The organism is Gardnerella sp. C0684A1 (assembly GCF_055326835.1).
In genome coordinates, this window is record NZ_JBLTSX010000005.1 from 101,078 (window position 1) to 116,317 (window position 15,240).

Annotated in this window: 11 protein-coding genes; 10 read left to right on the top strand and 1 reads right to left on the bottom strand. The window is 41.9% G+C overall.

Annotation, left to right across the window (positions count from 1 at the left end):
• The first annotated feature begins 284 nt into the window (after positions 1-284).
• The 7 genes from glmM (at position 285) to ACNEUN_RS05615 (ending at position 9,557) form a co-directional block, all read left to right on the top strand.
• Positions 285-1,700 carry a phosphoglucosamine mutase gene (glmM, locus tag ACNEUN_RS05585; protein WP_427877351.1) on the top strand — a complete coding sequence of 472 codons (1,416 nt, stop codon included), beginning with the start codon at positions 285-287 and terminating at the stop codon, positions 1,698-1,700.
• Positions 1,701-1,836: 136 nt separating this feature from the next.
• The gene (locus ACNEUN_RS05590) at positions 1,837-2,490 is read left to right on the top strand and encodes a peptide deformylase (RefSeq protein WP_463631397.1); all 654 of its coding nucleotides are present in this window, start codon (positions 1,837-1,839) and stop codon (positions 2,488-2,490) included.
• 227 nt (positions 2,491-2,717) lie between these two features.
• Entirely contained in the window at positions 2,718-3,833 is a 1,116-nt protein-coding gene (locus ACNEUN_RS05595) for a zinc ribbon domain-containing protein (RefSeq protein ID WP_463631399.1), read from the top strand.
• A 75-nt stretch (positions 3,834-3,908) separates the two neighbouring features.
• On the top strand, positions 3,909-5,432 hold the full coding sequence (locus tag ACNEUN_RS05600; RefSeq protein WP_463631401.1) for a zinc-ribbon domain-containing protein: 1,524 nt from the start codon (positions 3,909-3,911) through the stop codon (positions 5,430-5,432).
• A gap of 627 nt (positions 5,433-6,059) precedes the next feature.
• Positions 6,060-7,430, top strand: coding sequence for an ABC transporter permease (locus tag ACNEUN_RS05605; RefSeq protein WP_463631403.1), 1,371 nt, complete (start codon positions 6,060-6,062; stop codon positions 7,428-7,430).
• Positions 7,431-7,490: 60 nt separating this feature from the next.
• On the top strand, positions 7,491-8,810 hold the full coding sequence (locus tag ACNEUN_RS05610; RefSeq protein WP_463631404.1) for an ABC transporter permease: 1,320 nt from the start codon (positions 7,491-7,493) through the stop codon (positions 8,808-8,810).
• Between the two features lie 105 nt (positions 8,811-8,915).
• Positions 8,916-9,557, top strand: coding sequence for an ABC transporter ATP-binding protein (locus tag ACNEUN_RS05615; RefSeq protein ID WP_427877339.1), 642 nt, complete (start codon positions 8,916-8,918; stop codon positions 9,555-9,557).
• A gap of 117 nt (positions 9,558-9,674) precedes the next feature.
• Here ACNEUN_RS05615 and glnA read toward each other — a convergent pair whose 3' ends face one another.
• Positions 9,675-11,111 (bottom strand): type I glutamate--ammonia ligase, encoded by a 1,437-nt coding sequence (gene glnA / locus ACNEUN_RS05620; protein WP_427877337.1) that lies wholly within the window; start codon positions 11,109-11,111, stop codon positions 9,675-9,677.
• 167 nt (positions 11,112-11,278) lie between these two features.
• Between glnA and ACNEUN_RS05625 the strand changes: the two genes are divergently transcribed.
• From ACNEUN_RS05625 to ACNEUN_RS05635, 3 genes are all read left to right on the top strand, one after another.
• Positions 11,279-12,853: an AI-2E family transporter gene (locus tag ACNEUN_RS05625; RefSeq protein WP_463631406.1), complete on the top strand. Its 1,575-nt coding sequence runs from the start codon at positions 11,279-11,281 to the stop codon at positions 12,851-12,853.
• Complete coding sequence (locus ACNEUN_RS05630; protein WP_463631407.1) at positions 12,850-14,076, top strand: glycosyltransferase family 2 protein; 1,227 nt, start codon at positions 12,850-12,852, stop codon at positions 14,074-14,076. The genes ACNEUN_RS05625 and ACNEUN_RS05630 overlap by 4 nt, the downstream gene beginning before the upstream one ends.
• 301 nt (positions 14,077-14,377) lie before the next feature.
• Positions 14,378-15,223, top strand: coding sequence for an ABC transporter ATP-binding protein (locus tag ACNEUN_RS05635; protein WP_463631408.1), 846 nt, complete (start codon positions 14,378-14,380; stop codon positions 15,221-15,223).
• Positions 15,224-15,240: the final 17 nt, after the last annotated feature.

A 15,240-nucleotide genomic window follows, 5' to 3' on the forward strand; every position in this document is an offset into this window, starting at 1 on the left:
GCAGTACGCATTCTGCATTAGAGCCTGATTTTGACTATCTTCAGACACTAGTGCAGATTGCGTTCTGCGTTAGGGTCTGATTTTGCTTGTTTTGGGACACTCGTGCAGTTTTATTTCTGCGCGAGTGTCTTTGTTTGGTGATTTAACTATCGCCAGTTAGCTCTGTCAAAGCGCTAGCGCGTTATGTAAAGCAGTGAGTAGAATTGCGAATAGTGTGACGTGCTAGTATGCAATGTTGTTTGTGCGCTCACAGATTGAAGTGATTTTGCGAAAGAGGCTTTATTATGCCAAGGATGTTTGGTACTGATGGTGTGCGTGGGTTGGCAAATCGTGCTTTAACTGCTCAGCTTGCTCTTGATTTAGGCGACGCTGCTGTACGCGTTTTAGGAGATGCGTCTTCTGCGGAAAAAGTAGAGTCGGCTGGTGATGCTAATAATTCTGCACATGCTCGCCGTCGTGCGCTTGTTGGCAGAGATACGCGCGTATCGGGTGATTTTCTCGCCGCAGCTTTGTCTGCAGGTATGAGCGCTGGCGGTTTTGACGTTATTGATGCTGGAATTATTCCAACTCCTGGCGTTGCGTTCTTAACTTCTGTTCTAAATGTTGAGATGGGTGCCGTGATTTCCGCATCTCATAATCCTATGCCAGATAACGGCATTAAATTCTTTGCTCGCGGTGGTTTTAAGCTTCCAGATAGTAAGGAAGATGAGATTGAGGCTGTGCTTGGCCAAGATTGGGAGCGTCCGACTGGCGCTGGCGTTGGTCGTATTAGTCATGACACTAATACTGCAACGAATCTTTATATTGATCATTTGGTTTCTGCAGTAGCTCCACTAAATAGTGATTCTTCAACTCGACCAAAGCCATTATCTGGGTTGCGTGTTGTAGCAGATTGCGCAAATGGTGCTACTTCTGTTGTAGCACCTGAAGCACTTCGCAGAGCTGGAGCTGAAGTAATCGTAATTAACGCATCTCCTGACGGCTACAATATTAACGATCACGCTGGTTCCACGCATCCTGAACAGTTGCAAGCCATGGTTAAAGCTTCGAAAGCTGATCTGGGTGTTGCTTTTGACGGTGACGCCGATCGTTGCTTGGCTGTTGACGAGAATGGCCATATGGTTAATGGCGATCAGATTATGGGCATTCTAGCAAGAGCTAAAAAGCGTGAAGGAAAACTTAATCACGATACGCTTGTAGTTACAGTGATGAGCAATCTTGGCTTAAAACTTGCTCTTAAAGATATGGGCATTGCAACCGTGCAAACAAATGTTGGTGACCGTTACGTTCTTGAAGAAATGCTTAAGCATGATTATTCGCTTGGTGGAGAACAGTCTGGTCATGTGATTAATCGCGAATTTGCCACCACTGGTGACGGTACGCTTACTGCTTTGACATTATGCCGCGAAGTTGTTCGTTCCGGAAAGAAGCTTTCGCAAATGGCTGCAGATTTTCCACAGCTTCCGCAGGCTCTTGTAAATGTTCCAAATGTAGATAAAATGGCGTCAAAAACTAACGCTGCTGTTCTTGCTGCAGTAGAAAAGGAATCTAAGCTTTTGGGAGATACAGGTCGCGTGCTTCTACGTCCTAGTGGTACTGAGCCGCTTGTGCGCGTTATGTGCGAAGCTGCTACTCAAGATCAAGCTGATGAAGTTTGCGCTCGCCTTGCTCAAGTAGTGGTTGATAATCTTAAGCTGTAAAGCTAGCAAAATTAGTAGAATTTTGTTACAATTATCACCTTAGTGTTGTGCTGTATCTCTGATTTTCACTTTTTAAACGTGAATCTTAAGTTGACTGTACGTGTGTATTGAAACGTCTTTTAGTGTAAGGAGTCCTATGTTTACGCATCATGCCAGTGTCGATACTAAACTTAGCCGTGCGGTAGAGCATCTTTTGGATTCTGCTACCGAGGATGGCATACTTCCTGTTGTTCAAGCAGGTGAGCCTGTGCTGCGACAGCGTACTGTTGAATACGATGGTCAACTTACTCGTGCTACTCTTGATAAGTTGATTTCTCTTATGCATAGCACCATGCTTGCTGCTCCTGGAGTAGGTTTAGCTGCCCCGCAGATTGGTTTAGGTCTTGCTATTGCAGTTATTGAAGATCACGTTCGTGATGATGAGGATGATCCTCGTGATATAGCTGAGCTTCCATTCCGCGCGATTATTAATCCTCATTATGAGCCGATCGGCACTCAGACTAGAAGTTTTTATGAAGGTTGCTTAAGCGTTGCAGGATATCAAGCTGTTCGTCAGCGTTGGCTTGATATTCAGGCTACTTGGCAGGACGAGGATGGTAAGCAGCATTCTATGAAATTGCACGGTTGGCCGGCTCGTATATTCCAGCATGAGACTGATCATTTGCGCGGTGAATTATATATTGATCGTGCTGAAATGCGTTCTATTTCTACTGATGAGAATCTTGAAGATTATTGGGCTGATGAAGCTGTTCCAGTTTCCGCCGCGCGCATTTTAGGGTTTGCTATTTAATTTTTTAATTATTGTTGGTCGCTTGATAATTTTTTATTATCAGGCGACTTTTCGTATTTTTTCTGCATTTATAGTATATTTTTCAGAAAAATTACAATTAATAAGATATAGGTTGTCTCTATCGAAGTAATACAATTAAATGATAGCGTTCGTGTGTACGTAATATGCACGGATAAAGTGGATTGATTCTAGTTTGGGTTGATTCCAATAGTTACAAGGAGAGACAAATGAAAGTTTGCGCTCAGTGCGGTTCTGAAAATAATGATGCCGCAAAATTCTGCAAAAGTTGTGGAAATAATATGGCAGTAGCTAAGGCTCCTGCTCAGCCTGTTGCTCCTGCTCAGCAGCCTCCTATGCAGCGCCCAGCGCAGCCTATGTATGCTCAGCCTGCTCAGCAGCCTCGCCCAATGCAGCAGCCAATGCAAGCTCCATATGGACAGCCAGCGCCTGCTCAACAGCAGCAGTATGCTGCTCGTCCTGGCCAGCCAGTACAGCAGGGTGCAGCTCGTTATGCTCAGCAGCTTGCTAGCCAGATTAATTCTGAGCAAATGATGAACTTCTTCCGTTGGTTGGGAACAGCTTTTAAGAATCCTTCCAAGAGATATCGCGTATCTAACCTGTATGCAGTTTTGATTTCTGTTATTTCTGGCTTACTATTTGGTTTCCAGGCATATTTCTCTTCGCTTTCTTTCTACAATGCTTCTAATAGCGGTTTGATGAGTCTCATGTCCAAGTTAGGTGGACAGGCAGCTCCTGGTGTGCCTTTTACACTATTCTTATATAAGTTTATTATCGGAATGATTACCGTATATGCTGTATACGGTGTTGCTTTGTTGGGTATGAAGATGTTTGGTGATGAGATTTCGCCAGCTCAGCTTCATGTTCTTTTTGCACAAAAGCTCGTACCGCTTTTAGGTTTGCAAATTGTTTCAGTGCTATTGACTTTCATTGCTCCAAATATGGCTGTTATGGCTTACTTTAGAGGAAGAATAGAAAGCGGTGGTTCTGTAGCTGCGTCTATAATCTACAGCAATTCAGACATCTCATTGTTGATGAATAATCCTGGTGCTGTTTTGCAAGTTCCATCTATGGCTTTGAACACACTTTACTTGGTGCTATTAATGCTTATTCCTGTGTCGTTTATGGCAACTGCTCGATATAAGGGTAAGCTCGATCGCGAGTGGATGTGGGTTATCTTTATCTTGATTGGAGTTGTTGCAATATTTATCGTTGCTGCAATCAATACTGCTATGGTTAATTCTTTGATTCCTTCGAATAACCTTATGAATAAAACACAAGAGATAACTAATAGTTTAAATAATTTAGGTAATTACCTTAAGTAAATATATTTAATAAGCCATAAGCCTAGCAGTGTTGTCTGCTAGGCTTATTTTGTAAAAATATACGGAGAGAAATATATGAATTGTCCATATTGCAATAACCAGAATCCCGATGGAGTAGCGATATGCTCATCTTGCGGAGCGCCTCTTAATCAGCCGATGCAAGAAGCACAAAATTATCAAGAAGCACAGTCTGCGCAGTATCCTCAAAATCAGTTTAATGAGACTCAGCCGACTCAATTAATTCAACAAAATACACAAGTTTATGAGCAGCCTGGTTATGGACAGGGTGGCTATGAGCAGCAGACTGGTTATGGACAGGGTGGCTATGAGCAGCAGACTGGTTATGGACAGGGTGGCTATGAGCAGCAGACTGGTTATGGGCAGCAAAATTACGCAAACCAGCAGTATTATGCTCAGCAAGATTACACTAATCAACCTTATGCTAATCAGCCTTATACAATCCAACAGGAGTATCCGCAACAGCAAGAATACTTTACTCCTGAATCACCTAGTTCCGGCTTTGTAACAGACTACGTTGTTAAAGGTAAGCCGATGAGCCGAGGCACAAAAATTAGCCTCATAATAATTGCTATTGCGATAGTAGTTCTCGGAATAGGATATGTTGTTATCCAGCAAAATATTTATTCGCCGCAGGCAACTATCCAGCGTTACGTAAAGTATTTGCAAGAAGGAAATTTTGATGAAGCTAACAATATGACGGACTGGTCTACATCAAAGATTCCTGCAAATCGTAAAGTACTTCTAACAAACGCAATTGGAAAATCTGCAACAAGCCGTATAACAGACGTAAATGTTGTTAGTGGTCCATACAATTCTTTCAAGGTTAGTTACAAAATTGCTGGTCAACGAGATTCAATGAATCTTGTACTTGTGCCAGGAGGAAAACAGTGGCTGTTCTTCGACTCTTACAAGGTTCAATATCCATCAGTTGGAAAAATTAGCTTGTCAATACCAAACCAGGTTAAGAAAATTAAAGTCAATAATTCCGAAATAAACTTGGATGATTTCAAGAAAACTCCAGACGGTGCAAAAGACAGATATTCTTCAGACTACACTTACTCTGATGATGGTGTTACTACAAGCTATCTTATGCCAGCGTATCCAGGAAGTTATCATATTGAATCTGTAAAGGATTCACAATTGTGGACTACTGGTACTTCTAATGTATTGGTTAACGAAATTGGCGTTTCAACACCTGCATCACTGAAATTGGAAGCTACGGATGCTTTAAAAGAAGAGCTTACTAAAGCTATTAAAAAGCATATTGATAAATGCGTAGCTTCCACTGATACGGATGTACCAGAAAATTGCTCTTTTGCAAGATTATATACGTACTATGACTATCAATACGATGGTATTCAACGCTCAACTAGCGGTGTACCAGATCTAGACGAAGTCGACATGGATTCAGGTACTTTTAGAAGTAATGAAATTAATGTCGACATAAGTTATCGCTACAAGAGCAACTATTTTGATGACAGTGACTGGGAGAGTGACAGTACTCAAAACAGTGGCTATGTTTACGGAAAGTTCAGTATTGACGGTAAAAAACTGACAATAGATTTCACTGATGATTAATCCTGTAAATATTGTAGATCCTGTGAATACTGTGAGATTCTGCTAGATCCTGCTATATTTACACATAAAAAGTTTCCCTCCGCAATTTATTTTGTGGAGGGAAATTTATTATATAGTAGATCTACTCGCTTTAAACTATGATACTAAACGCATTTTTAGTAAGGATATGTTATATCACACTCTAAGAAAACGAATAGAACAGCAATAGTTTTCATTATTGTATTTCTTATTTCGACATTGCTGTTCGTTATTGGTGCAGATGGTGCGCTGCGTTATGGTCTCTTAATCCTGTTCTTCGGACACGCGCGCAGCACGACGACTGCACGCGTGTCCGATTTTGCTTGTTTTGGGACACTGGTGCAGATGGCGCTCACGCTATAAGCGCTCGCTTACGAAACTCGCGTTGGAAGTCCACTGGACTTCCAACTTAAGCGAGTTTCCGCTCCGAGTTGCTTTCGCGCGCGCTGTGCTGCGCTCAAGCAGGTCGTCGCGCAAACAAAAAGCTGACCCCGCGAAATCGTAGGGCCGGCTTTTTTATATTGTGGTTATAAGTGCTCATATGTTATACTGGCATACCGTATATTTACATACTATATACAGTCATTTTTCAATGAGGAAAGGTAGTCGATGACGTTTATCTCTCGTGCAATACGCTACATTCTGAGGAAACGAATAAAAACATTAATAGTTTTCATTGTTCTATTTCTTATTTCAACATTATTATTTGCAATTTCTGCAGTTTCGAGCGCCGCTAATAAAGAGGTGCAAAAAGTTGAATCGCAAGCTGAATCTAGTTTCGTACTTGCAAATAATCCGCAAGTAAATCCTGGAACTCCTAGAGGAGCTGGAACTGTAAAACCTAAAGATGTACAAGCAATCGCAAAGTTGAATGGAATTGCTTCGTACGTAGTTCGCCAAAATGTAACAGCTGATTTGGTTAATGCCAAAGCTGCGAGAATTCCAGGCGTTCAGGATTATGATCAAAAGCGCGAGCAGCAGTTTGGAAATGCAGTTAACATTGAGGGAACCAATAATTCTACTGCGCTTAATGCGTTTAAAACAAAAGCAATAAACGTATCTAAAGGTAAGCATTTGTTTGCTAGCAATGTTCATGCATCTCTTATTCATGAAGATCTCGCTAAAGCCAATGGATTACATGTAGGAGATACTCTTACACTTCGCGCTAACCCTTACGATGCCGACAATATTAAACAATCAACCGCAACTGTAAAAACTCGTATTGTTGGAATTTATGCTGGAGCAAATAAGCGACAAGTTTCAACTAGGGCGGAACTTACTGCCAATACTGTGTATACAGATTTGCAAACTACGCGCGAATTGTATAAATATAAGCCAGGAAAAGAAATATATCAGGACGCAAGTTTTAAAGTAAAGCGCGGTGAGGATGCGGATAATATTATGGCGCAAGCCGCTAAATTGCCTATTGATTTGCAAAATTATCAGCTAACTCGTGACGATCAGTTCGTTGCTGGCTTATTGAGAGTCGCTAAAGGCGTTCATTCAATGATGACTATTACGACTATTGCAGTAATATCTTTCGCTATTATTGCGCTTGGATTGGTGCTTTTGTTGTGGATGAATGAGCGGCGACATGAGATTGGTGTATTTACTGCGATTGGCAAAAGCAAGCTGTCTATAGTTTGTCAGTACATTAGCGAGGTTCTACTTATTGCAATACCTTCGCTAGTTGTTGGATACTTTTTTGCAAAAATCATAGCTCCGTGGATGGGTGCCGCTGCACTCGGATCCGTAAAATCTTCTGCTTCTGCTGATTTGAGCACTATGGGTCAAGCTGGTGGAAATCTCGAATCAACTTTGGCAACTAGAACTTTGGAAAAACTTGTTGTGCAAGTAGACTTGCAGTGCTTTGTTGGAGTTTCGGCAATAGTATGCGCTGTAGTTGTTGTTTCGGTAGTGCTGTCCTATTTGCCAATGATGTGCAAATCTCCTCGAGAACTGCTTGGATTGCAAAAATAAAAAATTGCGTATTTTTTAGCAAGTTTTAGAAAGTTTTAGCAAAGTTTATTTGGAGTGATTATGAGTGTTGGTGTAATTTCTTTATGCTCTAGAGCATGGCTTGCAATATTTCGCAAGCCTCGACGCAACGCAATAATTGTGCTGATCATGACTCTTGTTTTAAGCGCTCTAGTTTCGCAAGCTGGTATTAGTGCTTCTGTTGATGATGCTAGAAATCGTCTTCAATCCAGTATTGCTTTAGGCTTTACTGTACGAGCAAAAACTCGAGGTGAAACTCTTCCAGAGCAAAGTAATACAAATTCTAATTCTGCTGCTACGTCTAATTCTCCAATTCCGCAAGATTTAGCCGCGAATGAAGGAATTGACTCTAGTCAAATTCGTAAATTTGCTGCGATTCCGGGAGTAAAAACTGTAGTGGAAGAGCGCGATGTTTTAGCTACGCCTGTTGGGAAGCAAATTGTGCTTCCATTGCAAGGTCCAAGACTAGACGATGATGTTTTGGCTCATGCTGCCGGAATTACTGGCACAACAGATTCTCGATTATCTCAAGGTTTTCAAGAAGGATTGTACCGTTTAGTGCAGGGTGAGCATATTACTAATCGTTCTGCTGGTAGCGCAATAGTGCATCGCGATTTTGCTAAGAAGAATAATCTTAAGATTGGCTCTACTATAACTCTTAAGCAGGGGTTTAATGTAAAAGTTCGCGTTGTTGGCATTTTTGCCGGCAAATTGCAAACTAAGGGAGCTCTTCCTTCGGATACTTCAGAAAATCGCATATTTACTGACTTAAGTTCGGCGTTGTCTTTGGCTGGCTCTGCTAAGCGAAGTGTTCTGCGCTGTGTTGTTGAGCGTTCTGATTTATTAGCTAATGCAATACGTGATGCTAAAAGTATTGCCGGCAAGTGGGCGGATGTAGAGCAGAATGCTTCGCAATTGTCTGGTGTAATAAGATCAGTTAACTCTGTGCAACAACTTGTGCGAATGATTTTTGTTGCGCTAAGTTTTGTTGGCGTTTTAGTGCTTGGACTTGTACTAGTGTTCTGGGTTAGAGCGCGTATGCACGAGATTGGCGTACTTATGTCTATTGGATTGTCGAAAGCAGTAATAGTTAGCCAATTACTTGTTGAAATCGTGATACTTAACATTGTGTCATTCGTTATTTCGCTGGGATTGGGTGCTGCTTTTTCTGGCGTTATTGGTTCTGCGATTTTGCATGGTGCAGATTCTTCATTTATTGCGGACGGTGTTCCGGTATTGCCATTGGTGCAAACGCTTACTGCTTTTGTTATGGGTTTGCTTATTTCAATAGTTGCGTTGATTGTTGCAGTGCTGCCAATCTTAATAAAAAAGCCTCGGCAAATACTAAGCGCTATGAGTTAGCAGAAATGTAGTTGCGTATGCGCATTTTCTACTAAAAACGCAATCGTATAAATGAATCAAATCGTATAAAACGTATTTAAATTATGTAAAAATAAGGAGCTTATTATGTCGGCTTTATTGCAATTAAAAAATGTGAAGTACACTTACGGACCTGCAAATATTGCGGTACTAAATGACGTGAATGCAGATTTCGAAACTGGCAAAATGTACAGTATTATGGGAGCTTCTGGAGCTGGAAAGTCCACTATGCTTTCGCTTTTAGCTGGATTAGATACTCCGTATAGTGGAGAAGTGCTTTTTAATGGTGAAAATATTGCAAAAACAGGATATTGTGAGCATCGCAAAAAGCATATCTCGCTTGTTTTCCAAAATTTTAATCTTATTGACTATTTGACGCCGTTAGAAAATTTGCGATTAGTAAATTCGCGCGCGGATGCTCAAGTTCTAGTAGATCTTGGGTTGACGGAGGAAGAAATAAATCGCAATATTACGCAACTTTCCGGCGGGCAGCAGCAGCGTGTTGCAATTGGGCGAGCTTTAGTATCTTCTGCGCCGGTAATTTTAGCGGATGAGCCTACAGGCAGCCTGGACCCGAAAACGACTAAGGAAGTTATTGCAATATTAAAGAATCTTGCTCGCAAGCACGGAAAATGTGTGATCGTTGTTACTCATGATTCGAAAGTTGCGTCTCAAGCTGACGTAAAGTACGTGCTAAAAAATAAGCAGCTAACGCAAAAATCTGCTTGATGCCAAAGCCGGTGTTATGGGACACTGGTGCAGAACGCTTACTGCGCTAGTAACAAAAAGCCGACTCTGCGAAATCGTAGAGCCGGCTTTTTAATTTAGAATGACCTAACTACAGAATCAGATGTGGAAGTAAAGCTCATACTCGAGTGGAGTTGGAGCCAAACGAGCCATATCCATTTCCTCATGCTTCAAATTCAGCCAAGTTTCAATCAAATCGCTAGTAAACACGTCACCCTGCATAAGGAAGTCGTGATCCTCTTCCAAAGCCTGCAAAGCCTCACCAAGCGAAGAAGGAACCTGCTTAATACCCTCGTGCTCCTCAGGAGGAAGCTCGTACAGATCCTTATCAACAGGTGCAGGAGGCTCGATATGGTTAATAACACCATCCAAACCTGCCATAAGCTGAGCGGAGAACGCTAAGAATGGGTTGCAAGAAGGATCTGGAGCGCGGAACTCAATACGCTTAGCAGCAGGTTCCGTACCAGCAAGAGGAATACGAATAGCTGCAGAACGGTTACGAGCAGAGTAAACCAAGTTGACTGGAGCTTCGTAGCCTGGAACCAAGCGGTGATAAGAGTTAAGCGAAGGATTCGTAAATGCAAGCACAGAAGAAGCGTGCTTAATCAAGCCGCCAATGTACCAACGTGCGATATCAGAAAGCTGAGCGTAGCCAGTTTCCGCATAGAACAATGGCTTGCCATCCTTCCAAAGCGACTGATGGCAGTGCATGCCAGTGCCGTTATCTCCAGCAATTGGCTTTGGCATAAAGGTTGCAGCTTTACCAGCTAAAGCAGCAGTTTCATGAACCACATACTTGTACTTCATCAAATCGTCGCCAGCGTGAACAAGTGTGTTGTAACGGTAGTTGATTTCCTGCTGACCTGCGCCGCCAACTTCGTGGTGAGAACGCTCAAGAATCAAGCCAACCTTTTGCAAATTGTAAACCATGTCATCGCGCAAATCCTGATTGTGATCTACAGGTGGCACAGGGAAGTAGCCGTGCTTTACGCGATTCTTAAAACCAATATTGTTGCTGCCGTCATCTTCAGTGTCGATTCCAGAATTCCAAGGAGCTTCGTTAGAATCAACCTCATAGAATGAGCGCTGCATGTCATTAGCAAAACGCACCTTATCGAAAATGAAGAACTCAGCTTCTGGAGCAAAACTTGCAGTATCAGCAATGCCGGTGGACTTCAAATAAGCTTCAGCTTTAATAGCAACCTGACGTGGATCCCTAGAATATGGCTCATCTGTTACAGGGTCAACAATAGAGAACGCAACGTTTAAAGTCTTATGCTTACGGAATGGGTCAATGTAGGCGGTATCAACATCCGGAATAAGCTTCATATCGGATTCGTTAATAGCCTGGAAGCCCTGCATTGAGGAGCCGTCGAAAGCCATACCATCAGTAAATGCGCTGTGCAAGAACTCGTCAGCTGGAACAGTAAAGTGCTGCTGAACACCAATCAAATCAGTAAATCGTACGGATACGTATTCAATGCCTTCCTTTTCAATAAGGGCTGCGGCATCTTCTTTCGTTTGCAAAGTGGTCATGGAGACACATTCCTTTCTGAAAAACTCAATTAAAAAGTCTAGAAGAAGTGAAAGGTTTTTGGATTTCAGCGACTCGACTATCTCGTTAAGATTTTGTTACGTATAATTCACGAAGTTTAATTAACGCGCGATTCATACATCAGTTCGCAACAGTACAATAGTTATTTATGAACGATCAAGAACATGAACTGAACGAGTTTGGCGCTGCGGATAGTAATAAACTAGATTTAGCGTCGTTGTTCCCAGCAAAAGGAGATGAGCGTAGGCCTCCTGATTGGCTTGGACGCGCACTCATATATGTTGCTATAGTTACGTTTATATCAGTATTTTTGTGGTTTGCGTGGAATAGTATTTCATTTATTGTTTTCGATGTAATAGTTTCTATTTTTATAGCTTTAGCTTTAGAACCTTTAGTAGTTCGACTCGTAAAACATGGTTGGAGAAGAGGAGTTGCTTCCGGAGTTTGCTTAACCGGTCTTATGGTTATTGTGGGCATGCTACTTGTGCTTTTTGGTAACATGTTTGTGCAGCAAGTGGTTTCTATGGCTATGGGATTGCCAGAATTGTATAACCAGATTGCTCATATGGTGCTTCACTCAACTGGCTTTAGAATGCCAAATATTGAGCAATTGTTTGTAGAAATAATGAAAAATGTGCAAACTTCATGGGTTATTGATTTTGCAGGCCAAGCTTTGAACACAACATGGGGATTGTTTGCTGCAATGCTTGATTTGCTCACAATACTTATGGTGACGTACTACATTTCGGCAGCTGGTCCAGCAATGAGACGCAGCATGTGCCGTTGGATGAACCCTCAGTCTCAGCGCAGATTCCTATTCATATGGTCTGTTGTGCAGGAGCAGATTTCCAGCTTCCTTTTCTCGCGTATTATTTTGGCTGTTATTAACGCAGCAGGTACTGCAATATTCCTAATATTTATGCAAATACCGTATTGGTTGCCGCTTTCGTTATTCTGCGGAATAGTGTCACAGTTTGTTCCTACAATCGGTGGTTATTTGGGCGGAGCTTTGCCAATATTATTCGCATGGGGTTCGCAAGGAATAGGATCTGCAGTAGCAGTTCTCATATTTATTACTATCTATCAGCAGATAGAAAATATGGTAATTTCGCCGAAAATTTCGCAAAAAACTATGGATCTTAATCCTGCAGTAGCATTCTTATCCGTGTTAGTTATGGGTGCAGTGTTTGGAGCTTTAGGTGCATTCTTAGCGTTACCTGTTACTGCTAGTTTGCAAGCTATCTTAAGAGTTTGCACAAAACAGTATGATCTAGTATCTTCTCCACTGATGAGCGATCCTAAGCCGGTTCACAAGTCTATAATGGTCAGCGGCATTGAAACCATTAGTAATAATCTTGTAAAGCCTATGCGAGATGGTGTTCGTCGTGTTATGAAGGGGAGTAGTTCTCGAGTAACGATGAACGATGATATTTTGTACTGGTATAAGCAAGCGTATATTGATCCAGAAAATAATGCTCATTCTAATAGCGGAAAAACTAAAGGAAGTTCTAAAGCATCAATGCTTAGCGGTAAACAAAATAGTAGTGAAGAAGACGCAAGCAGAGATGATTTAACAACAATCGCTATATCTAGAAAAGTATTAGATGCTGTAAATCACGATATTGCATCGAAAAATCAGGCTGATAAAATTGCACTAGCTAATAAGTCAAAGAAGCAGCCAAAAAGCAATATAAGTAACCCACGAAGCGGATGGAATAAATGATTCTCCTATCAGTATTCGACATACTCGTAATTATTATCGGCATAGGTAGCGTTGTGTATCAAGGTGTTTGCGCAATAGTATCTCTTGTTGCAAAACCTGTTGTTTTTCCGGACGCTCCGATGGATAAACATTATGCTGCTCTAATTTCTGCACGAAATGAGGAAGCTGTTATAGGTAACCTTATTAGTTGTATTCGTTCGCAAACATATCCTGGAGATTTAATCGATATTTGGTTGGTCGCAGATAATTGCACTGATAATACTGCGCAATTAGGTAGAGATGCTGGTTGCAATGTTATAGAACGCTTCGATAAAGAACATATTGGCAAAGGATACGCTTTAAGCTACCTGCTTGACCATATTATGGAAGTCGGTGACGATAAGAAATACGATGCGTATTTTGTTTTCGATGCAGATAACAAACTAGACAGCCGTTATATTGAAGAAATGAATAAAGGCTTCCATGCTGGATATCAAATTCTAACGAGTTACCGTAATTCTGTGAATCTTTCAGATAATTGGGTTTCTTCCGGATCCGCATTATGGTTTATTCGCGAGTCTCGTTTTACAAATAATTCCAGAATGCTATTTGGCTCTAGCTGTCACGCAGGCGGAACGGGATTCATGTTCTCAAGTGAGATAATGCACAGAAACCGTGGATGGAAGTTCCATCTTCTTACTGAAGATCTCGAGTTTACTATGGACTCAATTCTTCACGGTGATAAAGTCGGGTATTGTGGTGCAGCAATGCTTTACGACGAGCAGCCTGTATCGTTCCGTCAAAGTTGGAGACAGCGTTTGCGTTGGAGTAAAGGATTCCTGCAAGTTTTCCGATATTATGGTGCTGCTTTAATAAAGCATGGTATTCGCGAGCGCGATTTTTCTTCTGTGGACTTTACTTTAATGCTATGTCCGTTCATGGTTCTTGCAATAGTAAGACTTATACTTGGTTTTATTTTTGCAGCTTGTGGTTTCGTGACTTGGACAAGTCAGATATCTTCTGTGCTTAATTTAGTTATTACAACTGTTAATAGCGTTATGGGAATGATGGTTTTCGTATCTCTTACGATTCTTGTTGAGCATAATAAGCTTGGAGCTACGAATAAGGAGCTTTTTGCGTATGCGCTTAGTTTCCCGATTTTCATGCTTTCGTACGTGCCGATTGCGTTCCAGGCTGTGTTCTCTAAGAGCGAGTGGAAGCCTATTCAGCACACGGGGCGGTAGATTGGAGTACGCGAGCGATGACCTACCTTCGCGCTTTGTCTCAGATTCGTTAGATTTGTCTCATAAATGATGCAAATATAACGAATTTAGGCTAAAAAACGTTACAAATGTCTCATGAGTGATACAAATCTAACGAAAATCAGCCAAAAAACGTTACAAATGTCTCAAACATGAGACAAATATAACGAATCTGTAGTGTGTTTATACGCAAGATATGAGATAATAGAGCTCTTGATGTAAGCGTGCGATTGCGCATAATGTGGCGCAATACGTGCGTTTATCTGTATGTTGCGAGGTTTCTATGGTAGATTCTGTTCCAGTTTTTGGCGCAAACACTTACGCCGCTGACAGCGAAGATGTTCCAGCGGTTTCTATCCGCGGATTTGTTAAGACTTTTGGAAAAAAAGTTGCTGTAGATAATCTTTCGTTAGACATTCCAGCAGGCTCTTTCTATGGATTAGTCGGCCCTAACGGTGCTGGTAAAACTACTACGATTAAAATGCTTACGGGCTTGCTTATGCCAGATTCTGGCTCGGCTTCAATTTTTGGCAACGACGTTTGGAGCGATGTAAATAGTGCTAAGCGCGCAATCGGTTTAATGCCTCAAGCGGATGAGATCTTTAGGACTATTACCGGCCTTCAGCTTTTAACTTATGCTGGCATGCTTCGCGATATGAGCCGCGCGGAATCCGTAAAGCGAGCGAACGATTTGCTTTCAGCTTTCGACTTAACAGAAGCTGCAAACACTATGGTTTCGGACTATTCAACTGGTATGACGAAGAAGATTTGCCTTGCAACAGCTATGATTCACAGCCCGCGCGTGCTTGTGTTGGACGAGCCTTTTGAGGCAGTGGATCCTGTTTCTAGCGCAAATTTGAAGGATATTCTCGCCGAGTATGTTTCTACTGGCGGAACGGTGATTATTTCTTCGCACGTTATGGAATTAGTTGAAAAAATGTGCTCGCACGTTGCGATTATTAACGAAGGTCATGTTGCGGCTGCTGGCACTCTTGCAGAGGTGGCTCAAGGTAAGGAACTTGAAGATCGCTTTATGGAGCTTGTTGGCGGACGTCACGCGGCTGCGCGAATCGACTGGCTTAACGGCGGCAATAGCGCAACACCAATCGCAAGTAATCACAACGCGTGAGCGAAAGGCGGTAAGTA